Raw genomic sequence first — 22346 nt, 5'->3', positions numbered from 1 at the left:
TCCTCCTACACGCTCTTGAGCATGCGCCAGAGCGCAACGCAGCCGACCGCCTGCAGCCCCAGCGAGGCCAGCAGCAGCGTGCGGCCGAAGCCGTCCGTCCACATGGCCATCAGGTAGCCGGGGTTGCTGGCCAGGATGTACATCCCCAGGCCCAGCGGCAGCACCGCCAGCACCAGGGCGCTGAAGCGCGTCTCGCCGGTCATGGCGCGCAATTGGCGGCCGATCTTCTCGCGTTCGTGGATGACCTTGATGATGTTGTCCAGCAGCTCCGTGGTGTTGCCGCCGTAGCGGTAGTTCACCGCTACGCCCAGGGCCAGGATGTGCAGCTCTTCCACCTCGTAGAGTTCGGCGATGTCCTGCAGCGCCTCGGGCAGGCTGATGCCCAGCTGCACGTGGCTGCTGGCCCGGGCGAAGGTCGAGCGCAGCGGGTCGTCGGCCGCCGCCACCGCCTGCTCCAGGGCGTCGCCCAGGGTGCGCCCGGCCTGCAGGCTGCGCACCACCTGGTCGAGGAAGGCCGGCATCTGCCGGATCATGCGTTGCAGGCGGCGGCGATACAGCAAACCGAGCAGGCCGTTGAACAGCGCCAGCACCAGCAGCACGGCCAGCAGCACGCCGAACACGTTGAGCAGGCGCCCGAGCGGCACGGCCAGCACCAGCATCACCAGCGCCGCCCCGGCCAGCCAGGGGCGCATGCGCACGATGCCGGCGCGGCGCATGCGCCGTACCAGCCAGTGCTGGGTGCGCGGCCGCGCCCGGGTGGCGTCGTCCAGGACCTGGCCGGGTACCAGGCGGCGCACCACCTGTTCATTGTTGCGCGCGCGCAGGCCCAGCCCCAGCAGCAACAGCGCAAGGCCCACCAGCGCCAGACTGGCGACCGCCAGCAGCCACACGCCGCCGCTCATGCCGGCACCTGGCGGAGTTTCGCCCCGGACGGCACGCCGGTGCGCACGAACCTGCCGCTGGCGCGCCTGTCCAGGCTGAACAGCGAGTTGGTGACGTAGATGCCGTCGCGCACCTCCAGCACTTCCAGCACTTCGCTGATGCAGCGCCGGCCGTTGGCCTGGCGGGTGATCTGCACCACGATGTCCAGCGCCGCGCAGATCATCTGCCGCAGCGTCTGCTCGGGCAGCTTGTGCCCGGCCAGGCCCACCAGCATTTCCATGCGCAGCAGCGAATCCATCGCCGAGTTGGCGTGCACCGTGCTCATCGAGCCGTCGTGGCCGGTGTTCATCGCCTGCAGCACGTCCAGCACTTCCACCCCGCGGATCTCGCCGAGGATGATGCGGTCCGGGCGCATGCGCAGGGCGTTGCGGATCAGGTCGCGGGCGGTCACCTCGCCATAGCCCTCGGCGTTCGGCGGCCGCGTTTCCAGGCGCACCACGTGGTCGTGGCCCAGTTGCAGCTCGGCGGTGTCCTCGATGGTGACGATGCGCTCGCGCGCGTCGATGAAGCCGCTCAGCACGTTGAGCAGCGTGGTCTTGCCAGTGCCGGTGCCGCCGCTGATGAGGATGTTGCAGCGGTTCTCCACGGCCTGGCGCAGGAACGCCAGCAGCGCTTCGTCGACGCTCTGGTAGGCCAGCAGGTCGGCGCTCTGCAGCAGCTCCTTGCTGAACTTGCGGATGGAGAGGCAGGGACCGTCCAGGGCCACCGGCGGGATGATGGCGTTGACCCGGCTGCCGTCGGGCAGGCGCGCGTCGACCATCGGGCTGGACTCGTCCAGGCGCCGGCCCAGCGGCACCAGGATGCGCTGGATGACGCGCTGCACGTGGTGCGCGTCGATGAAGCGCAGGTCGCTCTGGTACAGGCGGCCGCGCTGCTCGACGAAGACGCGGTCGGGGCCGTTGACCAGGATCTCGCTGATGTCCGGGTCGCGCAGCAGCACTTCCAGCGGGCCGAAGCCGGTCAGCTCGTCCACCACCTCCTCGGCCAGGCGGTCCAGCTCGTAGCGGGAGATCGCCAGCTGGCGCCGCGCGGCGTACTCGCCGACCTTCTCGGCGACGTACTGGGCCACCGCCGCCCGCGCGCCCTCCAGCAGGTTCACGCCGTCTTCGTCGATCTCGTCGATGATGTAGCGGTGCAGGCGCATCTTCAGGCGCTGCATCTCCTGCTCGTGGCTACCGAGGCTGCTGGCGTAGTTCATGGGCGCGCGCCCCGGAAGCGGCCGAACCAGGGGAAGCGCCGCCGCGGCTGGCCGTCCAGCGCGCCGAGCGGCTCGGCCAGCGCGCGCAGCTTGATGGCCAGCGGGTCGCGCGGGGCCACCTCGAACAGGCTGCGGCCGAGGTTCTTCGCCCGCAGGCGCGCCTCCGCCGAGGCCGGCAGCACGCCGAAGAGCTCCAGGCCGAACATGCGGCACAGCGCCTGCTGGTCCGGCGGCACCGCCGGCAGGTAGCGCTCCACCAGCAGTTCGACGGGGGGCAGCGCCTGGCTGTTCTCGCGCAGGCGGCGCAGGCTTTCCAGGCCCTTGCGGCACGCCGGCACGCTCTGGTCCACCAGCCACAGCACGCGGCTGGCCTGCTGCAGCAATTGCCGGGCGAGCTCGCCTTCGGGCATGGCGGTGAAGTTGATCAGCACGTGGCTGAAGGCCGTGCGCAGGTTGCCCAGCAGCAGGTACAGCTCGGCGGTGGTCATGCGCTCCAGCACCCCGGGCTCGTCGGTCAGGCTGAGCAGGCGCAGGCCGGACTCGTGGCGGCTGAAGGCGCTGTCGATCAGCGTCTGGTCCAGGCGGCGCAGGTTGCGCATGGCATCGGCGAAGGTGAAGGGCGCGTCCATGCCGAGGATGGCCAGGGCCTCGCCGGCCGGCTGGCCGATGTCCACCAGCAGCACCCGGTTGCCCGCCTGGGCCTGCAGGGCCAGCGCCAGGTGCAGGGCGACGAAGGCGCCGTCGGCGTCCGGCCGGGCGCAGGCCAGGGCGACCAGCTCGCCCTGGTGCACGGCGCTCACCGGCACGCTGGGCAGGCGCCCGCCCAGGCGCCGGACCAACCCGCCCAGCTCGCTGGCACGGGCGCCATAGGTGATGAAGTCGCGGGCGCCGGCGCGCATGGCCGCCAGCACCAACTGGTTGTCCAGGCCGTCGCCCACGGCCACCACCGAGAGCAGCGGCCGCGCCGACACCAGGCCCTCGATCAGGGCCCCGTGCACCATCAGGTTGGCCTTGCCCAGGCTGATGAAGAGCACGCCGGCGCCGGTCACGTCGAGCAGCGCCAGCAGTTCCTCGAGGGTGCCGCTGGTGGCGCAGACCACCTGGCCGGTGCTGGCCAGGCTGCTCTGCAGCCACTCCAGCTCGCCCGCATGCTGGGTCAGCGCGACGAAGGTCTGCCCGGCGTTGCGGCCCGGCGTGGCGGGCACGCGGCTGCCGCCGCGCCCCAACAGGTCGCCGGCCATCACTCGGACATCCCGTTGGCGGAAGCGCGGCCGTCGAACTGGCCGTTCTCCAGGAAGTAGAACTCGCCGAAGCCGGGGTCGTACTTGCGCAGGCCCTCGCCGGGCAGCCTGGGCAGGCTGGCGTTGGCTGCCAGCGGCTGGACCAGGTGCGGGGTGACCACCATCAGCAGTTCGCGGTCGTCCTTGTCCAACTGCGAGGAGCGGAAGAACGCGCCCAGCACCGGCAGGTTGCCCAGGCCGGGGAACTTGTCGACGTTGCTCACCGTGTTGCTGCTGATCAGGCCGCTGATCACGAAGCTCTCGCCATCGGCGAGGTTCACGCTGGTGTCGGTGCGCCGCACGTTGAGCGCCGGCACCGCGATGCCGCCGGTCTTGATCCCGGCGGAGAAGTCCAGCTCGCTGACCTCCGGCGCCACCTTCAGGGCGATGCGCCCGCTGGACATCACCGTCGGCGTCAGGGTCAGGCGTACGCCGTATTCCTTGTACTCGATGGTGATGTTGTCGTTGTTGCCGTTGGGCACCGGGATGGGGAACTCGCCACCGGCCAGGAAGGACGCGCTCTGCCCGCTGGTGGCCACCAGGCTCGGGCGCGCCAGGGTGTAGGCGAAGCCGCTGCCCTCGAGCATGTTGAGGAAGCCCAGGACCTTGCTGCTGCCACCGCCCCAGATGACGTTGAAGCCGCTGTCGCCGGTGCCGAAGTTGCCGCTCACGCCGCCGTCGGAACCGACGCTGATGCCGCTCAGGCTGCCCGGCGCGCCGAGCACGAACAGGTTGGAGCCGCGCCGCACCAGGGACGAGCTGGCCTGCTTGAGCTTGCTGCGGCTGACCTCGACGAAGCGGATGTCGGTCTGCACCTGGCTGGGCAGGGTCGTGGCGGCAGCGTCGCTGGCGGCGCCCACGTCACGCACCGAGCGCCCGGCCACCTGCACCTGGGCCCGCAGCGGGTCGCCCGGGCAGCCGGTCCAGACCAGCAGGCTGGTCTCCCCCTGGGCCTTGCCGGTGACCAGGAAATTGCGCTTGTCCAGCAACTGCACGTCGGCGATCTGCGGATCGCCAATGGCCAGGCGCTTGATCGGCAGCGGCAACTGCTGGTCCTGCTGGGCACCCTGCTGCACCGCCAGCACCAGTTTCTGCGGCAGCAGGGCCAGCCCTTCGCAGGCCTTGGGCGCGGCCTGCGCCGAAGCCAGCAGCGCCCATGCCATGACGCCCGCGAGGCAGACGCCTACCCGACCAGCCGGACGCCGGTCTCCCATCTTGCAAGCCATCCTACTACTCCCTTTCCCTGCTCCAGGGGCTGATTCAAGGCGCCTCGTGCGCAACCGTGCCGCCGCGGTAGACCGCCACGCCCGCCGCGGCCCGTGGCCGGGCCTGGCTGCGCGGGGCGGCCGGAGCCGCCGGCGGACGGCGGCCGAGCAGCTGGTCCAGCGTCACGGCCCCGGTGTTCGCGGGGTTGAGGACGGTATGCAGGTAGCTGCCCTGCTGCTCTTTCTCGTAGAGCTTCTCGTCCTTGCTGCGTACCGCCAGGCGCAGCGAACCGGCCTGGCTGGCCAGCATGAGGCGCGCGGTGGCGTTCGCCGGCACCGCCAGCACCGCGGTGCGCGCCACCTTGCGTTCCTTGTCCTTGCCGTCGTCGGCATGGCGGGCCTGGCCGTCGCCGGCCACGGCGATCTGCTCGCCATAGGTGAGTACGCGCACGCCCGGCAGCACCAGCTGGGCGCGGATGTCGCGCCGGATGCCCTGCTGGTCGGCGACGTAGAGCACCACGTCGACGTAGTCGCCCGGCAGCACGAAACCGCCGCCGCCGACCACGTCGTCCACGGCGATGGCCATGGCCCGCTCGTCCGGGCGGATGGTCCGCGCCAGCGGCCCGCCGGGCTCCAGCACCGCGCCGGAAAGGATGCTGCCGGCCGACACCGGTACCCAGACGCGCTGGCCGAGCAGGGCTTCGGCCTTGGTGTAGCTGCCCACCGGCGCGGTCTGCAGGTATTCCAGGCGCAGGTCGTCCTTGCCCAGCACGGCCAGCGCCGGCAGGTCGCGGGTGACCACCACCACGGGGGTTCTCTGCAACTTGTCGACATCGGTGGGAACCACGGCGGGTACGGGCTCGCTGGCCACCGCCGGCGCCTCGGGCCGGCCGATGGACAACCCCAGGTAACCGACCACCACCGCCCCCAGCAACAGAAGCCCGGCAAACGCCATCAACAATTTACTTTTCATGATAATGATTTCGTTGCAGCCAACGGAAAGCACATTCAGGAAGCAAGTAACGAAAGTCTCGGGGGCACTTGAAAAACAAGTAACCGACAGCAGACTCAGCGTCCTTGCGAGGAGGCGGCAAGTTACCTTGGCGGCATGTGGAATAAAACAACCAGAAGCTACTATGACTTTTCTACTGGTTGTCAAAAAGTACGGGGAGCCGAAGAATTTAAGAATATATCCGCAATGGAGGCACCATGAACTTAAAGTTGAAATTCCGCAAACTCGTCTCTTCCATGAAGGCATTCGCCAAGGACAAGGAAGGGGCCACCGCCATCGAGTACGCTGTTATCGCCGGCCTGATCTCCGTGGCTATCATCGGCGTTCTGAACGAGCTCGGCCCCAAGCTGGTTGACGTATTCCAGAGCATCTCCGACGCGCTCTGAGCTTCCGCCGCGGCAATAGCTCCGCCCCACGGCTTCGGCAAGACCGGCAAGGGTCCTGGCCTGTGAAAGTGGGGCAACCCAATGAATATCCGCGCATGCAACCGGGCAACTTGAAGCGATCGAGCCTTGCCCAGCCTGAATGAAAAAGGACACAGACCAACCCAACTTGCCCAGAACTCCGGACTCGCGATGCTGACCCGATCGGAACTTCCCCTGATATTGCTCGTTGACGACGACCCCGACGCACTGGCCTCGACGGCAGAGTTGCTCGAAAGTCTCTTCAACATAAAAACCGCAGGCTCCGGCCACGAGGCCCTCGGCAAGTTGCAGGAACTGCCCCTTCCGGACATCGTCATCGCCGACCTGGGCATGCCGGGCATGAACGGGCATCGCTTGTGCGAAGCGATCAAGTCCGATGCGCGGACGAAGGACATCACCCTCATCTTCCTCACCGGCGAGGACACCACCGAGGCCGAGCTGGAAGGCTTCGAACTGGGTGCGGCCGACTTCATCCCCAAGCCGGTGGAGCCGCGCACCTTCGTCAGCCGGATACGCTCGCACATGCGCAGGAAGCTGGAGCGCGACCGGCTCCAGGACCTGAGCGAATACCTGGAACTGCGCTCGCGCAACCTCCTGCAATCCGGCTGAACGCAGCGCGGCATCCGGCCTGCGCAACAAGGTGTAGAGACAGTGGCGACAAGAAAAGCGGACCTGCACGGGCACCAGATACTCATCCTCGACGACGAGCCCGACATCGTCGAAGAGGTGGTCGACCTGCTGGAGTGCGCCGGCTACCGCTGCCTGGGCGCCGGCACGGCGGCACAGGCCCTGGCGCTGTTCCGCGACAACCCCGGCATCGACCTGCTGATCCTCGACTTCGACCTGCAGGACTGCCAGGGCCCCAGGGTGCTGGAGCAGATGCAGGCGCTGGCCGGCGGCGAAAGGCTCTTCGAGGCCATCACCATCAGCGGGCGGGCCGGCAAGGACGAAGTGATCGACGTGCTGCGCAGCGGCTTCGCCGACTTCCACACCAAGCCGCTGAACCCCGAACTGCTGCTGGCCTCGCTGGAGAAGCTGGCCGGCAGGCTGGAGGAGCGCGTCCGCCACCGCCAGCGGGTCATCCAGGCGGAGTCCAGGCTGGACGTGCTGACCGAGAGCCTGAAGTCCCTGGCCAGCGATGCGAAAAAGGCGATCAACTACGTGAACACGTCGTCCAGGCCGGCGAAGGGCGAGGCGCCGATGGACAGCGGCGGGGCGAAAGCGCCGGAAGACCCGCTGGCCAACCCGTTCTTCGCCAAGCTCTCGCTGCGCCAGCTCGACGTGGTGAAGCTCATCGGCAAGGGCCTGAGCAACTACCAGATCGCCTGCAAGCTGGGCATCAGCGAGCACACGGTGAAGCTCTACGTCTCCCAGTCCCTGCGGCTCACCGGGCTCAGCAACAGGACCCAGCTGGCGCTGAAGTCGTCGCCACGGCGCCGGGTGAACCAGGACCTGTAGTGCCCCGGGCCTCGCCGCGGGCTACCTCAGCGAACCCCGGGCATCCATGCCCCCCGGCGCCACGGAAGAGGCGGCGAGCAGCATGGCCAGCTGGGTCCGGTTGCTCACGCGCAGCAGCTTGAATATCTGGGTGATGTAGAGCTTCACGGTGTTCTCGGAAATGCCCAGTTCATGGGCCACCCGGTAGTTCGAATAGCCCTTGCAGATCAACTGCGCCACGTCCTGCTGGCGCTGCGTCAGGTTGCAGAACAGCGGGCTGCTGATATCCACCTTCCTTGAACGGTCTTCTTCGTCCGCGGCCAGGCCGAATACGTCCTGGCCGCCGTGGACATCCATCTTTATCGCGCTGACATCCTGGAACAGCGAGTTCAGCGACTCCGCTATGTGTTCGAGGCGCCCGTTCAGGTGCAGTATCTTGCGTTGCCGCCTGATGCTCTGCAGCAGCTTGCCCTCGACGCGCTCCACGGACTCGATCAGCTCCTGTGGCGATACCGGCTTCATGAGGAAGTCGGAGGCCCCGGCGCGCATCGCCTCGACCACCTTTTCGCTTTCACCGAAACCGGTCAGGACGATGACCTCGAAAAGATAGTCGTCCCCCACCGCGCGCCTGATTTCCCGGATGGCGTCCAGGCCCCATTCGCGGCCCAGGTTCAGGTCGCAGACCAGTATCCGCAACTTGGCGTTCTTCCTGAAAAGCGCGACCGCCTCGCCGATGGAACTGCAACCGAGCGAGGCGAAACCGACGCTCTCCAGCACTTCTGAAAGTTCCGAGGCGACCTCGGGCTCGTCATCGATGACCAGCACCTCGAACGCCCGGAATTCTTTGTTTTTCATTTTCCCCCCCACTCAACCCCCTGGGCATGCAAGCCGCCGGGGCCTCGCCTTTCTCAAAAGTAAAACTCAAGACTTCACTGGCCGCTTTCCAGCAACCAGCCCATCGTTTTTTCTATGGAGTCCAGGTCCCCTGTTTCTGCCAGTTCCCGCAAGTGCACCGCCAACCCCTGGCAGGAATCGGCGAGTGTTCGACTCCACTCGATGAGGTCGGTGACGGCACCGGCTTCCACCAGTGCCTGAAGTTGTTGCTGCTGCCCTGGCGTCAAGGATTTCAACTGTTCGGCAAGGGCTTCCTGACGGCGGTCATGCTTTTCATCCACGGCGCCCAGGCCGCCGCGCAGGTGCAGCAGCTGGGCCAGCGTGGCGCCCAGGTCGGCCAGGCTGATGGGCTTCACCAGGCTGGCGTCGAACGGCAGCCCGCCGGCCTGGCCGAGGCTCTGCATGGTCTGCTGGGTGGCGGACATCAGCACCACCGGCAGGTCGGGCCAGCGTTCGCGCAGCGCCCGCAGGAGCTCGCCGCCATTGCAGCGTGGCATCAGGTAGTCGGTCAGGACCAGGTCCGGTCGCTGCCCGCCCGGCGCCATCAGGCGCTCCCGGCAATCCCCCCCGTCGACGGCCGCCTCGACGCGGAAGCGGCTGGCCACCAGCAGGTCCACCAGCATGTCGCGGATGTCGGCGTTGTCTTCGACGACCCAGACCAGGCGCCCCTCGCCGCGCACGGGCAGGGTCTTCATCGGCAGGTCGAACAGCTGCGGCTGCTGCATGTCCTGCTCGGTGCCGACGGCCAGGGTCAGCTCGAAGCTGGCGCGGGTCCCCTCGCCGGGCGCGCTCTGCACCCTCACCCGCCCGCCCATGAGCTGGACCCAGTGCTCGACGATGGCCAGGCCGAGCCCGGCGCCCTCGACGTCGCCGCCGGCGCCGCGGAAGAACGGCGTGAAGAGTTTCGGCAGGTCCTCGGCGGGAATGCCGCAGCCGGTATCGCTCACGCAGAAGCGCAGTTGCGCCAGGCCAGCCTGGGGCGCGCGCTCGGTGGCCTCCACCTGAAGGCCGATGCGCCCGTCGTGGGTGAACTTGGCGGCGTTGTCCAGCAGGTTGATCAGCACCTGGCGCAGGCGCTTGGCATCCAGTTGCAGCACCGTGGGGATGTCGCCGGCCAGCGTCAGCCGGAACGCGTTGCGGTTGCGCCGGGCGAGGATGTGCGCGTCCATCGCCACCGCGTCGAGCAGGCCGTGGATGTAGACCGGCTGGACGTCCAGCTGGTCGCTGGAAACGCCGCGGGCATGGTCGATCAGATCATTGACCAGGGCCAGCATGTGGCTCGCGCTGCGCAGGATGACACCGGCCTTGCGGGTGCCGCGCCCGCCCTCCTCCTGCAGCAGCTGGGCATAGCCGATGATGGAGGTCAGCGGCGAGCGCAGGTCGTGGCTGACCCGCCCGAGGAACTCGACCCTCGCCTGGTTGGCGTCCTTGGCCTTCACCAGCGCCGCCTGCAGCTCCGCGGTGCGCCGGGAGACCGCCTCCTCCAGCCGGGCGTTCTGCCGGCGCTCGCTCTGCAGGCTCTCCCGCTCCATCCATTGCTTGCGCATCTGCTGCTGCAGGCTGAACAGGCCGATGATGCCGACGATGACACTCAGCCGGAGCATGAGCGCATCGATGCTGAACAGCCCGCTGTAGCCCCGGTTGATCACGTAGGAAAGGGTGAACCAGAAGCTTTCCGCCCAGCTCAGCAGGAACAGCGCCACCAGGACCTGCCGGCAGAAGTCGCCGCGCAGCCGCAGGGATAGCAGCGACAGCGGCCAGCACGCCAGGACGCAGAGGCTCAGCGCCAGGTTCAGCGTGCGCGCCTGGTTGTTCCCGAGCACCGGCAGGGCGACGAGCAGCGCCAGGCAGGCGAAGATGCCGGCCAGGTACAGGCGCCGCCAGGTGCCCTGCCCGGCCAGGCCGAGCAGGCGCCGCGCGGCGACCAGGAAGCCGACCAGGGAAACCAGCCAGAAGGCGATGCGCATGCCCGGGCCATGGGCGGACAGCCCGCTGAACAGGTGGAAGGCCAGGTAGCCTTCCTTTTCCGCCTCCATCGCGTAGGCGGCGCCCAGCCACAGGGCGAGCATGGCGAAGCTCCAGTCCAGGCGCAGCAACAGCAGCACGGCCAGGGTGAGCACGCAGCCGAGCAGCATCGACTGGGTCAGTTGCTCGAGGTTGTCCTGGGCCAGCACGGCGCCCATGTCCCACAGGTTCAGGGCCAGGCTCCGGCGGTTCTCGCTGTGCACCCGCAGCAGCAGCTCGCGGCTCTCCTCCGGGGCCAGCGCCACCGGCAGGAGGTTGCGCCGGCTGTGCAGCGAGCGCTCGGCCAGGGGCACCGACGGGCCGATGTGCCAGTGCCCGACGACGCGCTCGCCGGCCGCATCCAGGCGGTACAGGTCGACCTCGCCGACCCGCCAGGGCGCCACTTCCAGCCAGCGCTCCCAGGCGATGGCGTCCGGGTTGGTCAGCCGCAGGCGCAGCCACAGCGTCGACTCCCGCCGCGGCGCGGCCAGGCTTCGCGCATCGGCCGGCTGCCAGCCCTGCAGCCGCCAGGCCTGCGCCGGCGTGAGCAGTTGGCCGGGCGCCTCCTCCAGCACCTGGGCGGCGCGGGTCAGGTCGATGTGGGGTTCCTGCAGGTCGCCACGGTTGAGCAGCAGCGACACGCCCACCACCAGCAGCAGCGCCAGGCACCCCAGCAGGGCGGTGAAGGCGGCGCGGGGGTCAGGGCGCATCGCCGGGCTCCAGGTCCAGGCGCGACTGCCGGAACTGACTGGGCGAGAGGCCGTAGCGCTCGCGGAAGGCGGTGGAGAAGTTGGCGCCGCTGGTGAAGCCCACTTCCAGGGCGATGGCCTGGATCGGCAGGCCGGTGCCGCTGAGCAGCACGCAGGCCTCCTTCATGCGCTCCTCGCGCAGGTACTCGAACACCGTCACCCCCACGCACTGGCGGAAGGCCTCGTTCAGGCGCTTGCTGTTGGTGCCCACGGCGTCCGCCAGCTCCTGCAGCTCCGGGGTGTGCGACAGCGAACGCACCAGCAGTTGGCGGGCCGACTGGAACAGGATGCTGTCGAGGTTGCCGACGTGGTTGAGCGGCGTGGACTCGGCCTGCCTGTCCGTGCCCCAGCGGCGCAGGTGGATGGTCAGCCGCAGGCGCACCTCCTCCAGGTTGAAGGGCTTGGAGATGTAGTCGACGGCGCCGACGAGCAGCCCCTGGACGCGCTCCTCGGGGGTGCAGGCGCCGGTCAGGAAGACCACGGGGATGTTCCGCGTGTGGGCGTTGGCCTGCATCATCCGGCAGCAGGTCAGGCCATCCCAGACGGGCATCAGCACATCCATCAGCACCAGGTCCGGGTTGACCAGCTGGACCTTCTTGAAGGCGTCCTGGCCGTTGCTCGCCAGGTAGATGCGGCAGCCCCGCTGCTGCAGGTATTCGGCGAGCAGCCGGCGCTCGCTCTCGACGTCATCGACGACCAGGATGCGCTGCCCCTCCAGCACATCGGGAATAAAGCTCGGCATTCCGATGAGTTCCTACACGTCAGTCTCCGACCGACCGTTACTTTGCCATTACAGAGCGGGTTTTCCGTATTCGACGAAAATATTTTCCCCGCTGGCAAAGGGCCTCTACGCTCCGGCAGAAGCGCCACTTCCTGGCGCCGAGATAATGGCACTCGACGAAGACAGCCCTTGGCCCACAGGTGCCCCATGCTTAAGCGGATCCACACCGACCAGGTTCGCCTGGGAATGTTCATCCAGTCGCTGGAGGGCAACTGGCTTTCCCACCCCTTCTGGAAGACCCGCTTCATGCTGGAAAACCCCGGCGACCTTCGCGCCCTGCAGAACAGCGGCGTGCAGTGGCTATGGATCGACGATGCGCGCGGCCTGGGCGTCACCGGCACCGCCGATGCCCAAGCGCCGGCGCAAAGCCCCGCTGCGCCTGCCGCAGGCATCGCCGGCCTGGTCATCGAGCCCGTCATCGAACCGCCGCCGCCCAGCTACCCGGACGAATTCCACGAGGCCGCGCGCATCCTCGAACGCTCCAGGAAGACCCTGATCGGCCTGTTCCACGAGGCCCGCATGGGCCGGGCGATCGACCTGGACCTGTGCCTGCCGCTGGTGGAGGACATCTGCGCCTCGCTGGCCCGCGACGCCTCGGCGCTGATCAGCCTGGCCCGGCTGAAGAACAAGGACGAATACACCTACATGCACTCGGTGACGGTGTGCGCGCTGATGGTGGCCCTGGCCCGGCAGCTCGGCCTGGACGTCGAGGCCCAGCGCGAGGCCGGCCTGGCCGGGATGCTCCACGACATCGGCAAGATGGCCATGCCGCCGGCGATCCTCAACAAGCCCGGCAAGCTCGACGAAGCCGAACTCGCCATCATGCGCACCCACCCCGAGCGCGGCCACGAGATACTGCGCCAGCACACCCGCCTGTCGGCGCAGGTGCTGGACGTGTGCCTGCACCACCACGAGCGCTACGACGGCACCGGCTACCCGCACCGCCTGGCGGGTAACCAGATCAGCCTGCTGGCCCGCATGGCGGCGATCTGCGACGTCTACGACGCCATCACCTCGGACCGCCCCTACAAGTGCGCCTGGGAAGCCGCCGGCTCCCTGGCGCGCATGGCCAGCTGGGAGGGGCATTTCGACCCGCAGCTGTTCCAGGCGTTCGTCAAGGCCATCGGCATCTACCCCATCGGCAGCCTGGTGCGCCTGGAGTCCGGGCAGCTTGGCGTGGTGGTCCAGCAGAACCCGGAGAACCTGACGCGCCCGCAGGTGAAGGTGTTCTTCTGCACCCACCGGCGCCAGGCGATCGCCAAGGAGCTGCGCGACCTGGCCGACGTGCGCATCTACGACCGCATCGTGCAGCGCGAGGACCCGGCGCGCTGGGGCTTCCGCAACCTGGAGCGGCTCTGGCTGCCCGACGGCCTGGTGCTGCCCGGCACGCTCCCGGAGCGGGACAGGAACGGCGGGCGCCACTGAGCGACGGGTAGCGCACGGGCCGCCACCCGTCCGGGCTCAGACGTGGAAGCGCCCGACCAGCGCCTGCAGCTGCCCGCCCAGGCGCGCCAGCTCCACGCTGGAGGCGGCGACCTGCTCGCTGGCGGCAGCGGTCTGTTCTGAAACGTCGCGCACGCTCGCCACGCTGCGGCTGATTTCCTCGGCCACGGCGCTCTGCTGCTCGGCGGCGGTGGCGATCTGCAGGTTCATCGCCTGGATGCTGGACACGGTGCGGGTGATGCTGCCCAGGGATTCGCCGGCCTGGCGGCTCAGGGCCACGCTGCTGGCGGTGAGTTCGCGGCTGCCGAGCATGGTGCTGGAGACCTGGCGGGTGCCGCTCTGCAGGGCGGCGACCAGGGCCTCGATCTCCTCGGTGGATTGCCGGGTGCGCCGGGCCAGGCCGCGCACCTCGTCGGCCACCACGGCGAAGCCGCGGCCGGCTTCCCCGGCGCGGGCCGCCTCGATGGCGGCGTTGAGGGCCAGCAGGTTGGTCTGCTCGGCCACCGACTTGATCACGTCCATGACCTTGCCGATCTTCTCGCTCTCCTGCTCCAGGCGCTGCATGGCGTCGGCGGAGCGCTCGACTTCCGCGGCCAGGCGCTCGATCCGCTCCACCGCCTGGTTCACCACGCGGTCGCCGTCGTGGGCCTCGCGGTCGGCGGCGGAGGCGGCCTGGGAGGCCTGCTCGGCATTGCGCGCAACTTCCTGCACAGTGGCGGACATCTCGTGCATGGCGGTGGCCACCTGGTCGGTTTCCACCTTCTGACTGTTGGCGCCGGCGCTGGTCTGCCCGGTGACCGCCGAGAGTTCCTCGGCGGCGCTGGCGATCTGCGTCACGCCGTCGCGGATGCCGCCGATCAGGTCGCGCAGGTTCCAGCTCATGCGCTGCATGCTCTGCTGCAGGCTGCCCAGTTCGTCGCGGCGGCTGACCTGGATGCTCTGCGACAGGTCGCCCGAGGCGATGCGCTCGACCACCTGCATGGTCTCGTGCAGCGGCCGGGTGATGCGGCGGGTGATGAACCAGGCGGCCAGGGCGCTGGCCAGTATCGCCAGCAGGGCCACGCTGGCCTGGGCCATGCGGCTGAAGGCCGCCACCTCGTCGCGCAGTTCGATCTGCTGGCGGGTCAGCGCCTGGGTGATCTCGCGGGTCTGCTCGGCGACCTTGATCAGTACCTGGCGGGCCTGTTCCACCGTGGCGGTGGCAGCCCGGTAGGCCTCGATGCACTTGGCGTAGCTCTGCTGGTCCGCCGCCACCGCCAGCAGCTCGGCAGGGGGCTGTGCGCCGAAGACCTTGGCCTGGCGCGGGAAGTTTTCCATGGCCAGGCGCATCTGTTCGTTCAGCAGCCGCTCGGACTCCGGCCCGGGGTGGGCCACGTAGCCCGCCGCGCGGTAGCGGACCAGCAGCAGGTCCTGCATCAGCTGCGTGCCGGCCTGGTAATAGGCGAAGCGGCGCTCGTCGTGCTCGTCCAGGCCCGCCGCCAGCGCTTGCAGGGCACTGAGCGCCTTGAAGGCCCGCTCGGCGCGCTCGGCCATCTCGTCGCGAACGGCGCTGGCCGCATGGTTGGCGGCCTGCAGCTTGCCGAGGGCCTGGCGGTAGTCGCCGACCAGTTCGCCCTGTTGCTGTTCCAGGGCGAGCAGGTCCGCGCGGGTGGACAGCTTGCGCGCGCGCATCGCCGCCTGCCGGCGCTCGAAGTCGTCCAGCGCCGCGCCCAGGCGCTGCTCGCTGGCCGCCTTGGCGCCGTCCAGCAAATAGTCCTGCAGCGACAGGCGCAGTTCCGCCAGCGATTCGTTGAGCGCGCCGTAGACCTCCTGGGCCCGGCTGCGCTGCAGCAGGCTCTCGCGGCTGATCCAGTCACCCACGGCGAGCAGCGCGGTAAGGCACAGGACCAGGCCGAAGCCCAGCCCCAGCTTGTAGGTGACACCGAGGTTGTCAAACCAGTTGCGCATGGCGCGAGTCGCTCCCGTTCCGGGCCCCCGGCACCCGGCGTGCGCGGAACGGGCCAGTTGAACCAGCTGTGCGAAAGGCCCCGCCGGCGATTGCCGGCGGGGCCCGTTGCGGTGGCTAGAAGTTGTTGGCGAGGTCGATGCCGGACTTGCCCGGCGAGAGGATGTTGTTCGGGTCCAGGGCGCGCTTGATGGCGTGTTCCACCTTGCGCTTGACCGGGCCGTAGATCTGCGCCACCCGCTCCTGGAAGGCGGTGTTCACGCGGTACACCGCGTAGCCCTCCTTGGCGAACTCGTCCAGCAGCTCGGCGAAGCAGTCGTGGGCGCGCTGGGTCTCCTCCGGGTCGGTGCGGTCGTAGAGCACGTCGATCACGTGGTGCATGTCGCGCCAGCCGACGATGAACTCGCCGGTGTAGTCCAGGCCGTGCTTGTTGAGGATGCGCTTGGCCAGCACCTTCTGCTTGTCGCATTCGCTGCCGCGCGCCTGGCTGACCGGGGCGAACCACATGGAGCCACCGCCGCCACGCCAGTTGTACAGGCCGAACTCCTGCAGGTTGGGCACGCCGCTCATGAGCTCGGCGCGGTACTTGAACGGCTGGGTGTCGCCGGCCTGCTCCTGGGTGACGATGCGGCCCTTGCCGGACTTCTTCACGGTCTCGGTGACGATCTTCCAGTTCACCTCCACCTGCTCGGCGGTGCCGTACAGCGCCGCGTAGACGTTCCACTGGCCCAGGCCCTTGTCCTTGACGATCTTCTGGATCACCGAGTCCGGCGTCGCCCCCTTCTCCTTGATGTAGTCGGCGCGGCGCACGCTGATGCCGGCGGCCTCCCACAGCGCGTTGGCGATCACCACCGCGTTGGGGATGATCTGGGCGATGCGCAGCGGACGGATCATTTCCACGATGTCGGCGATGTCCGCCTCGTCGTCGTAGACGATGCAGAAGGGCTTGAACACCGGCGGCTTGGGCATCAGCCAGAAGCCCATCTTGGTGCAGATGCCGTAGTTGGCCTGGGTGAACATGCCGTCCAGGGTCGGGCCGTAGCCCCACTTGAACACCTGCCAGGCCTTGTCGCCCGGCACCCCGCCCATGCCGGTGCGGTAGACGTCGCCGTTGGCCAGCACCACTTCCATGCCGCACTGCATGAGGAAGTGCTCGCCGTAGGGGGTGTAGCCCACGCCGCGGTCCATGGTGTTGCCCACCGGGCCGGCGATGGCCGAGGGCGCGGAGAAGGACAGCATCAGCGGCAGGTTGTGCTCCTGCAGGTAGTCGTAGAGCTGGCCGTAGGTGACGCCGGGCTCGACCAGGGCGGTGCACAGCTCGGGGTCGACGTGGATGATCCTGTTCATCTTCTTCAGGTCGAGGATGACCTGGCCGCGTTGCGCCGGCGCCGCCGAACCGTAGCCGAAGTTGCGGCCGGTGGAGATGGTCCACAGCGGGATCCTGTACTCGTTGCAGATCTTCACCACGCCCTGCACCTGCTCGAGGCTGGTGGCGGTGACGGCGGCGGAGGGCGCGTGCTCGGCGTTGTCCACCGGCATCATGATCTTGCCGTAGGGGATCAGCTGGTCGTCCTTGGCCAGGACGTTCTCCTCGCCCAGCAGCTTGCGGAACTTGGCCAGCGCCTGCTGGAAGTGGTTCGCATCGACTCCGCGCGGGAGCACGGCCTTGTTGGTTGCGTCAGTCATGGGATGTGCTCCTTCAAGCCTGGATCGAGAACGAAACGAAATGCCCGGCCAGCGGGCTCGGGTGGCCGGCGACCAGCGGCGCGGGCGCCGGCTCGCGCTCGCCCAGCGCGGCCAGACCGTAGCCCAGGGTGGTGGCCCATTGCTCGGCGCTGCCGGCGCTGCGGGTGGCCGCGCCCAGCCGCAGGGGCTGGCGGCTGCCCAGCGGGCACTGCTCGCGCAGGTCGAAGCCGGCGCCACAGGCGTCCAGCTGCAGGCCCAGTTGCAGGGCGTGGCCGTGGGCGGCGTCCGCGGTAATCAGCCGGTGCCGCGAGGCGCGCGCATCGGCGCTGTGCTCACCGAGCCACTGCACGCGGGCGCCGGCGCTGCGCGCCAGGTCGACCACCAGCGCGGCGCTGGCATCGTCCAGCAGGCCGACGATGCGCTGCGGCCGTCCAGTCTCCAGGCGCCGCTGCAGTTCGCGGACGAAAGCCAGGCTGGCATCGCTGCGCAGCACCTCGGCATGGGCGCCGGCCGGGCTGGCGGCGATGCCCTGGAGGAAGGCCGAGCCGACCACGGCCGGGGCCACCAGCACCAGGGCCGGCTGCGTCGCGGCGGCGCCGCCGATGTTGCGCGCCAGGGCCAGGCCGGGGCCGCCCAGGGTCATGCCCGCCAGGCTGCCCAGGGCCATGCCCTTGAGCAGGGAACGACGTTCGAGATTCATGGCATGTCCCTCAGGGCTTGGCCGCCGGCGCGGGCGACTGCGAGATGTAGTCGGCGACCTGCTGCAACGCCTTGTCGTCGATGAAGGAAGCCGGCCAGGCAGGCATCGCCCGCAGGCCGTTGCGCGCCACCGCGACTATGTAGGGCGACGGCAGCTGGCGCCCCTTCAGCTCCGGCCCGATGCCGGTCTCGTGGCAGCGGCCGCAGACTTTCTCGTAGACGTTCGCGCCGCCTTTCCACACGCCGTCGCCGTCGGCGAAGGCGCTACCGGCCAGCACGAGCAGGGGCACGCAAAGGCAAGCAGCGAAGGTCCGTTTCACAGCCGGGCTGTCGAAGGATAAGGACATTTCGTACTCCATCTTGTTATTGGATTGGTGGGACCAGCGGCCGCTCAGAAGGGATAGGGCCGTGGCGAGTGCTGCAGGGTGATCCAGTGGTCGGTGGTGAACTCCTCGATCGCCCAGTCGCCGTTGAAGCGGCCCAGGCCGGAGTTCTTCTCGCCGCCGAAGGGCGCGTTGGGTTCGTCGTTGACCGGCATGTCGTTGACGTGGGTCATGCCCGCGTGGATGCGCTGGGCGAACTGCACGCCGCGCTCCAGGCTCGACGTGAACACCGCGCTGGACAGGCCGTATTCGCTGGCGTTGGCCAGCTCCAGCGCATGCTCGGCGTCGCGCGCGGCCTGGATGCCCACCAGCGGGCCGAAGATCTCCTCGCGGGCGATCTCCATGCCGGCGTGCACGTCGCCGAACACGTGGGGCGGCATGACGTTGCCCTGGGGCTCGCCGCCCACCAGCAGCCGGGCGCCCTCGTCCAGGGCCTTGGCGACCTTCTCGCGCAGGCCCTGCAGCTGGCGGTCGTTGATCACCGGGCCGACCACGGTTTCCGGCTTGCGCGGGTCGCCGTAGGGCAGCGCCTGGACGCGCTCGACGAAGCGCCGGGTGAAGGCTTCCAGCGCCGGCTGCTCGACGATGATGCGGTTGATCGCCATGCAGATCTGCCCCTGGTGGAGGAACTTGCCCACCACGGCGGCGTTCACCGCCTGCTCGATGTCGGCATCGGCCAGGACCACGAAGGGGCTGTTGCCGCCCAGCTCCAGGGCCACGTGCTTGAGGTGCGCGCCGCCGCTGGCAATGCGGCCGATGTTGCGCCCGACCTGGGTCGAGCCGGTGAAGGAGATGAAGGCCGGCACCGGGTGCTCGACGAAGGCGTCGCCGATCTCGCTACCGGCGCCCACCACCACGCTGAGCACGCCGGCCGGCAGCCCGGCCTCCTCGAACACGCGCGCCAGCAGCAGGCCACCGGACACCGGGGTGTCGCTGGCCGGCTTGACCACCACGGCGTTGCCCAGGGCCAGGGCCGGGGCCAGCGAGCGCTGGGTGAGGTGCAGCGGGAAGTTCCACGGGCTGATCACCCCGATCACCCCGAGCGGCGTGCGGTACACGCGGCTCTCCTTGCCCGGCACGTTGGAGGCGACGATGCGCCCGTGCACGCGGTTCGGCAGGCTGGCCGCCTCCAGGGTGATGGCGCGCGCCGCGCCCCATTCGATCTGCGCCTTGAGCAGGGTGCTGCCGGACTCGCGGACGAGCCAGTCGATGATCTCCTCGCGGCGCGCATCGAGGATGCGCACTGCCTCGAGCATCACCCGGGCGCGCTCGGCGGGTGCGCTGGCGGCCCACGCCCGTTGAGCATCGGCGGCCTTGGCATAGGCGGCGTCGAGGTCGCTGCGGTCGGCCAGGGCCAGGCGCAGCAGGTTCTGCCGGGTGTAGGGGTCGACGACCTCCAGGTGCCGGCCGCTGCTCCCGGCGCGCCAGGCGCCGGCGATCGGCTGTAGCTCGAGGTTCTGGTAGGGCTGGGGTCTGGTGCTCATCGTTGCGGGTGCCTCTTGACTGGACGAGGGACGGCCGCCGCCGGCCTGGGCGAAGGCCACGGAAACAGGGAAAAGGGCTGGGCGAAGGTCAGTCGCCGGGGCGGGCGAAGCGGCGCCGGGCAAGGGCGGGATGGGCTAGTGCACGGGCATGGCGGAAAGCGCAGGGGATGTTCATGTCGAAATCACCGGTTTCTTGTTATGGAGGTTCTGGGTTGCTGGTGTTTCGGCATTAACAACTATCGTGCCACTACCGCGATCTATAAAAATATCATTTAAAAAACAATATCTTGTGTTTTTATCAGGGCGATTCTGCGGCGTTTTCCGCAACCGCGGCGGCCCGGGCGCGGAATTTTGTGCAGAGAAAGTCGCGACGGCGGAGAAAGCTCGACGGCCGCGGGATGTTGTGCGGTTATCGTACGGATGCGGCCGTTCCCTCCCCCTCCGGGCAGGAATCCGATTGACCGCCGTGGCCGGCCCGGCATACTCCCCGGACCAGCCTGCGTCTTCTTGAACTGCCTCATGACTATTACAAATACGGGCAAGAACGGGCGCGCGGCGGATGAGGAGTTCTTCCGGCACATGCTCAGCCGGCAGAAACGCCTGATCGTCGACCGCGCCTGCCAATTCGATCCACGGGGCCTGCCTTCTGCCGAGCAACTGGCCGAGACCGTGGCCTTCTCCCCCCAGGACGGCAGCATCTGGCTATGCGGCCAGCGCATGATGCTCCTGCAGGGTTCCGCCTTCGGCGCCATCCGCCGCGAGCTGATCGAGGCCCAGGGGCTGGACAAGGCCCGCGGCCTGCTCACCCGCATCGGCTGGCAGGCCGGCGCGCGCGACGCGGCCCAGGTCAGCGAGCAGTGGCCCGAGGGCGACCATGCCAGCCTGTACAGCGCCGGCCCGCGCCTGCACATGCTCGAAGGGATGGTCAACGTCGAGCCGATCAACTTCGAGATCGACTCCAGCATCGGCCACTTCTACTCCGAGTTCCTCTGGCACAACTCGCTGGAGGCCGACGAGCACATCGCCACCTACGGCCTGGGCAGCGAACCCTCGTGCTGGATGGGCATCGGGTACGCCAGCGGCTACGCCTCCTCGCTGCTCGGGCGCCTGGTGGTGTTCCGCGAGGTGGAGTGCCGCGCCATGGGCCACCACGCCTGCCGCATCATCGGCAAGCCGGCGGAGGAATGGGACGACATCGACGCCGACCTGGCCCACCTGGACGCCAGCGACTTCCTCGGCCGCAGCACCTACGGCAGCGGCCAGGCGACGACGGTCGCCGCGCTGCCCAGCCCCGCCGACGACCAGCCGATGGTCGGCATCTCCGCCACCTTCATGGCCGCCAGCCAGCTGCTGCAGCGCGTCGCGCCGACCCAGGCGACGGTGCTGCTGACCGGGGAATCCGGCGTGGGCAAGGAACTCTTCGCCCGCACCCTGCACCAGGCCAGCAAGCGCAGCCAGGGGCCGCTGGTGGCGCTGAACTGCGCGACCCTGCCGGAGAACCTGGTGGAGGCCGAGCTGTTCGGCGTCGAGCGCGGCGCCTTCACCGGCGCCGAGCGCTCGCGGCCCGGGCGCTTCGAAAGGGCCAACGGCGGCACCCTGTTCCTCGACGAGATCGCCACCCTGAGCCTGGCCGCGCAGAGCAAGATCCTGCGCGTGCTGCAGGAAGGCGAACTGGAGCGGGTCGGCGGCACCGCGGCGATCCGCGTGGACGTCAGGGTGGTCGCGGCCACCAACCTCGACCTGCGCCGCGAGGTGGAGGCCGGGCGCTTCCGCGAGGACCTGTTCTACCGCCTGAACGTCTTCCCCATCCACCTGCCGCCGCTGCGCGAACGCCGGGAAGACATCCCGCTGCTGATGAGCTACTTCCTGCGCAAGTTCAGCCTGCGCCACGGCCGGCAACTGGCGGGCTTCAGCACGCGGCTGGTCAACGCGCTGCTGACCTACCGCTTCCCCGGCAACATTCGCGAGCTGCAGAACCTCATCGAACGCGGCGTCATCGCCGCCGCCGATGGCGAGGTGATGGACGTCATCCACCTGGCCGAAGGCGGGGCCGCGCCGATCGCCACGCCCATAGGGCTGACGGCCGAAGGCCGGCTGTCCCGCCCCCTCGCCGAAACCGGCAGCGAACCGCCCGCACCGGCGCCAGCAGCGCCCGAGGCGGCGGCCAGCAAGGCCGTCGAAGAACCCGAGCTGGCCAGCCTGCTCGCCTTCGTCTCCGGCCGCAACCCGACCCTGGGCATCTCGCTGGAAGACGTCGAACGCCGCCTGGTGCAGGTGGCGATGGAGCGCACCGGCGGCAACATCACCGCCGCCGCGCAGATGCTCGGCATGAGCCGCGCCCAGGTCAGCTACCGCCTGAAAGGACGCTGAGGCCGCAAGGCGAGAGCGACGTAGGCGTTATGCGGCCTACGACCGTGCTTCCCTGGACCCGTAGGAGCGGGCCCTGCCCGCGATTTCGCGCGCAGGGCGCGCTCCTACATGGGAATGGCGTGGGTGGGGCACTGTAGGGCGAATAACCGTTCGCGGTTATCCGCCGCCGGCCGGGATGCCGGTGCCCGAGAAAAATGGCGGATAACGCCATAGGCGTTATGCGCCCTACGACCGTGCTCCCCTGGACCCGTAGGAGCGGGCCCTGCCCGCGATTTCGGCGCGCTCCTACAGGGGAATGGCGTGGGTGGGGCACTGTAGGGCAATGAAATGGACTCCTCCCTCCTACGGCATCTAGGTGCCAGACTGATGTGTTGGCAACAGTCCCGGAGGGGGAGTCACGATGAACATT

General features: G+C 68.9%; 18 protein-coding genes. 5 read left to right on the top strand and 13 right to left on the bottom strand.

All coding sequences use genetic code 11. The features are described 5' to 3' along the window. Positions 1–5: 5 nt before the first annotated feature. Genes CHC02_RS28260 through cpaB form a run of 5 tightly spaced genes read right to left on the bottom strand, consistent with a single transcriptional unit; the run spans position 6 to position 5598 of the window. Positions 6–902 (bottom strand): type II secretion system F family protein, encoded by an 897-nt coding sequence (locus tag CHC02_RS28260; protein ID WP_089394697.1) that lies wholly within the window; start codon positions 900–902, stop codon positions 6–8. Then, positions 899–2140 (bottom strand): type 4b pilus Flp biogenesis ATPase TadA, encoded by a 1242-nt coding sequence (tadA, locus tag CHC02_RS28255; protein WP_089394696.1) that lies wholly within the window; start codon positions 2138–2140, stop codon positions 899–901. Before tadA ends, CHC02_RS28260 begins: the two co-directional genes overlap by 4 nt. Then, entirely contained in the window at positions 2137–3381 is a 1245-nt protein-coding gene (tadZ, locus tag CHC02_RS28250; RefSeq protein WP_244161027.1) for a CpaE/TadZ family protein, read from the bottom strand. The genes tadA and tadZ overlap by 4 nt, the downstream gene beginning before the upstream one ends. Further along, complete coding sequence (locus tag CHC02_RS28245) at positions 3381–4634, bottom strand: type II and III secretion system protein family protein (protein ID WP_244161031.1); 1254 nt, start codon at positions 4632–4634, stop codon at positions 3381–3383. Before CHC02_RS28245 ends, tadZ begins: the two co-directional genes overlap by 1 nt. 46 nt (positions 4635–4680) lie before the next feature. Beyond that, entirely contained in the window at positions 4681–5598 is a 918-nt protein-coding gene (cpaB, locus tag CHC02_RS28240) for a Flp pilus assembly protein CpaB (protein WP_089394694.1), read from the bottom strand. 236 nt (positions 5599–5834) lie between these two features. On the opposite strand from cpaB, the gene CHC02_RS30840 reads away from it, so the two are divergent. The 3 genes from CHC02_RS30840 to CHC02_RS28225 all read left to right on the top strand — a co-directional run bounded on the left by CHC02_RS30840 (position 5835) and on the right by CHC02_RS28225 (position 7520). Next, positions 5835–6023: a Flp family type IVb pilin gene (locus CHC02_RS30840; RefSeq protein ID WP_089394693.1), complete on the top strand. Its 189-nt coding sequence runs from the start codon at positions 5835–5837 to the stop codon at positions 6021–6023. A gap of 126 nt (positions 6024–6149) precedes the next feature. Further along, positions 6150–6671: a response regulator gene (locus CHC02_RS28230; protein ID WP_139210262.1), complete on the top strand. Its 522-nt coding sequence runs from the start codon at positions 6150–6152 to the stop codon at positions 6669–6671. A 42-nt stretch (positions 6672–6713) separates the two neighbouring features. Beyond that, positions 6714–7520 carry a response regulator gene (locus CHC02_RS28225; protein WP_089394691.1) on the top strand — a complete coding sequence of 269 codons (807 nt, stop codon included), beginning with the start codon at positions 6714–6716 and terminating at the stop codon, positions 7518–7520. 21 nt (positions 7521–7541) lie between these two features. On the opposite strand, the gene CHC02_RS28220 is transcribed toward CHC02_RS28225, so the two are convergent. From CHC02_RS28220 to CHC02_RS28210, 3 genes are all read right to left on the bottom strand, one after another. Continuing rightward, positions 7542–8354, bottom strand: coding sequence for a response regulator transcription factor (locus CHC02_RS28220; RefSeq protein WP_089394690.1), 813 nt, complete (start codon positions 8352–8354; stop codon positions 7542–7544). Positions 8355–8428: 74 nt separating this feature from the next. Further along, positions 8429–11107: a hybrid sensor histidine kinase/response regulator gene (locus CHC02_RS30835; RefSeq protein ID WP_089394689.1), complete on the bottom strand. Its 2679-nt coding sequence runs from the start codon at positions 11105–11107 to the stop codon at positions 8429–8431. Continuing rightward, on the bottom strand, positions 11097–11888 hold the full coding sequence (locus CHC02_RS28210; protein WP_089394688.1) for a response regulator transcription factor: 792 nt from the start codon (positions 11886–11888) through the stop codon (positions 11097–11099). The genes CHC02_RS30835 and CHC02_RS28210 overlap by 11 nt, the downstream gene beginning before the upstream one ends. 186 nt (positions 11889–12074) lie before the next feature. Here CHC02_RS28210 and CHC02_RS28205 point away from each other — a divergent pair, with 186 nt between their 5' ends. Further along, the gene (locus CHC02_RS28205) at positions 12075–13352 is read left to right on the top strand and encodes a cyclic di-GMP phosphodiesterase (RefSeq protein ID WP_089394687.1); all 1278 of its coding nucleotides are present in this window, start codon (positions 12075–12077) and stop codon (positions 13350–13352) included. A gap of 36 nt (positions 13353–13388) precedes the next feature. On the opposite strand, the gene CHC02_RS28200 is transcribed toward CHC02_RS28205, so the two are convergent. From CHC02_RS28200 to CHC02_RS28180, 5 genes are all read right to left on the bottom strand, one after another. After that, the gene (locus tag CHC02_RS28200) at positions 13389–15317 is read right to left on the bottom strand and encodes a methyl-accepting chemotaxis protein (protein ID WP_089394686.1); all 1929 of its coding nucleotides are present in this window, start codon (positions 15315–15317) and stop codon (positions 13389–13391) included. A gap of 115 nt (positions 15318–15432) precedes the next feature. Continuing rightward, a complete protein-coding gene (locus CHC02_RS28195; RefSeq protein WP_089394685.1) occupies positions 15433–17001 on the bottom strand; it encodes an FAD-binding oxidoreductase in 1569 nt (522 codons plus the stop codon). Between the two features lie 13 nt (positions 17002–17014). Beyond that, complete coding sequence (locus CHC02_RS28190) at positions 17015–17701, bottom strand: hypothetical protein (protein ID WP_089394684.1); 687 nt, start codon at positions 17699–17701, stop codon at positions 17015–17017. A gap of 10 nt (positions 17702–17711) precedes the next feature. Then, entirely contained in the window at positions 17712–18047 is a 336-nt protein-coding gene (locus CHC02_RS28185; protein WP_089394683.1) for a c-type cytochrome, read from the bottom strand. Positions 18048–18091: 44 nt separating this feature from the next. Further along, positions 18092–19567 (bottom strand): aldehyde dehydrogenase family protein, encoded by a 1476-nt coding sequence (locus tag CHC02_RS28180; RefSeq protein WP_089394682.1) that lies wholly within the window; start codon positions 19565–19567, stop codon positions 18092–18094. A 519-nt stretch (positions 19568–20086) separates the two neighbouring features. Here CHC02_RS28180 and CHC02_RS28175 point away from each other — a divergent pair. Next, the gene (locus tag CHC02_RS28175; protein ID WP_089394681.1) at positions 20087–21937 is read left to right on the top strand and encodes a sigma-54-dependent Fis family transcriptional regulator; all 1851 of its coding nucleotides are present in this window, start codon (positions 20087–20089) and stop codon (positions 21935–21937) included. Positions 21938–22346: the final 409 nt, after the last annotated feature.

Origin of the sequence: Pseudomonas delhiensis, assembly GCF_900187975.1 — a bacterium.
Taxonomy (GTDB): Bacteria; Pseudomonadota; Gammaproteobacteria; order Pseudomonadales; family Pseudomonadaceae; genus Pseudomonas; species Pseudomonas delhiensis.
Note: the sequence above shows the minus strand (reverse complement) of the source record. Positions and strands in the feature narration are given on the sequence as shown.

Bases quoted from the DNA above. Each gene is read 5' to 3' on its own strand.
- CHC02_RS30835 (WP_089394689.1), bottom strand. From the start codon at position 11,107: ATGCGCCCTGACCCCCGCGCCGCCTTCACCGCCCTGCTGGGGTGCCTG.
- CHC02_RS28210 (WP_089394688.1), bottom strand. From the start codon at position 11,888: ATGCCGAGCTTTATTCCCGATGTGCTGGAGGGGCAGCGCATCCTGGTC.
- CHC02_RS28260 (WP_089394697.1), bottom strand. From the start codon at position 902: ATGAGCGGCGGCGTGTGGCTGCTGGCGGTCGCCAGTCTGGCGCTGGTG.
- CHC02_RS28175 (WP_089394681.1), top strand. From the start codon at position 20,087: ATGACTATTACAAATACGGGCAAGAACGGGCGCGCGGCGGATGAGGAG.
- CHC02_RS28185 (WP_089394683.1), bottom strand. From the start codon at position 18,047: ATGTCCTTATCCTTCGACAGCCCGGCTGTGAAACGGACCTTCGCTGCT.
- tadA (WP_089394696.1), bottom strand. From the start codon at position 2,140: ATGAACTACGCCAGCAGCCTCGGTAGCCACGAGCAGGAGATGCAGCGC.
- CHC02_RS28205 (WP_089394687.1), top strand. From the start codon at position 12,075: ATGCTTAAGCGGATCCACACCGACCAGGTTCGCCTGGGAATGTTCATC.
- cpaB (WP_089394694.1), bottom strand. From the start codon at position 5,598: ATGAAAAGTAAATTGTTGATGGCGTTTGCCGGGCTTCTGTTGCTGGGG.
- tadZ (WP_244161027.1), bottom strand. From the start codon at position 3,381: ATGGCCGGCGACCTGTTGGGGCGCGGCGGCAGCCGCGTGCCCGCCACG.
- CHC02_RS28220 (WP_089394690.1), bottom strand. From the start codon at position 8,354: ATGAAAAACAAAGAATTCCGGGCGTTCGAGGTGCTGGTCATCGATGAC.
- CHC02_RS28190 (WP_089394684.1), bottom strand. From the start codon at position 17,701: ATGAATCTCGAACGTCGTTCCCTGCTCAAGGGCATGGCCCTGGGCAGC.
- CHC02_RS28245 (WP_244161031.1), bottom strand. From the start codon at position 4,634: ATGGGAGACCGGCGTCCGGCTGGTCGGGTAGGCGTCTGCCTCGCGGGC.
- CHC02_RS30840 (WP_089394693.1), top strand. From the start codon at position 5,835: ATGAACTTAAAGTTGAAATTCCGCAAACTCGTCTCTTCCATGAAGGCA.
- CHC02_RS28200 (WP_089394686.1), bottom strand. From the start codon at position 15,317: ATGCGCAACTGGTTTGACAACCTCGGTGTCACCTACAAGCTGGGGCTG.
- CHC02_RS28195 (WP_089394685.1), bottom strand. From the start codon at position 17,001: ATGACTGACGCAACCAACAAGGCCGTGCTCCCGCGCGGAGTCGATGCG.
- CHC02_RS28180 (WP_089394682.1), bottom strand. From the start codon at position 19,567: ATGAGCACCAGACCCCAGCCCTACCAGAACCTCGAGCTACAGCCGATC.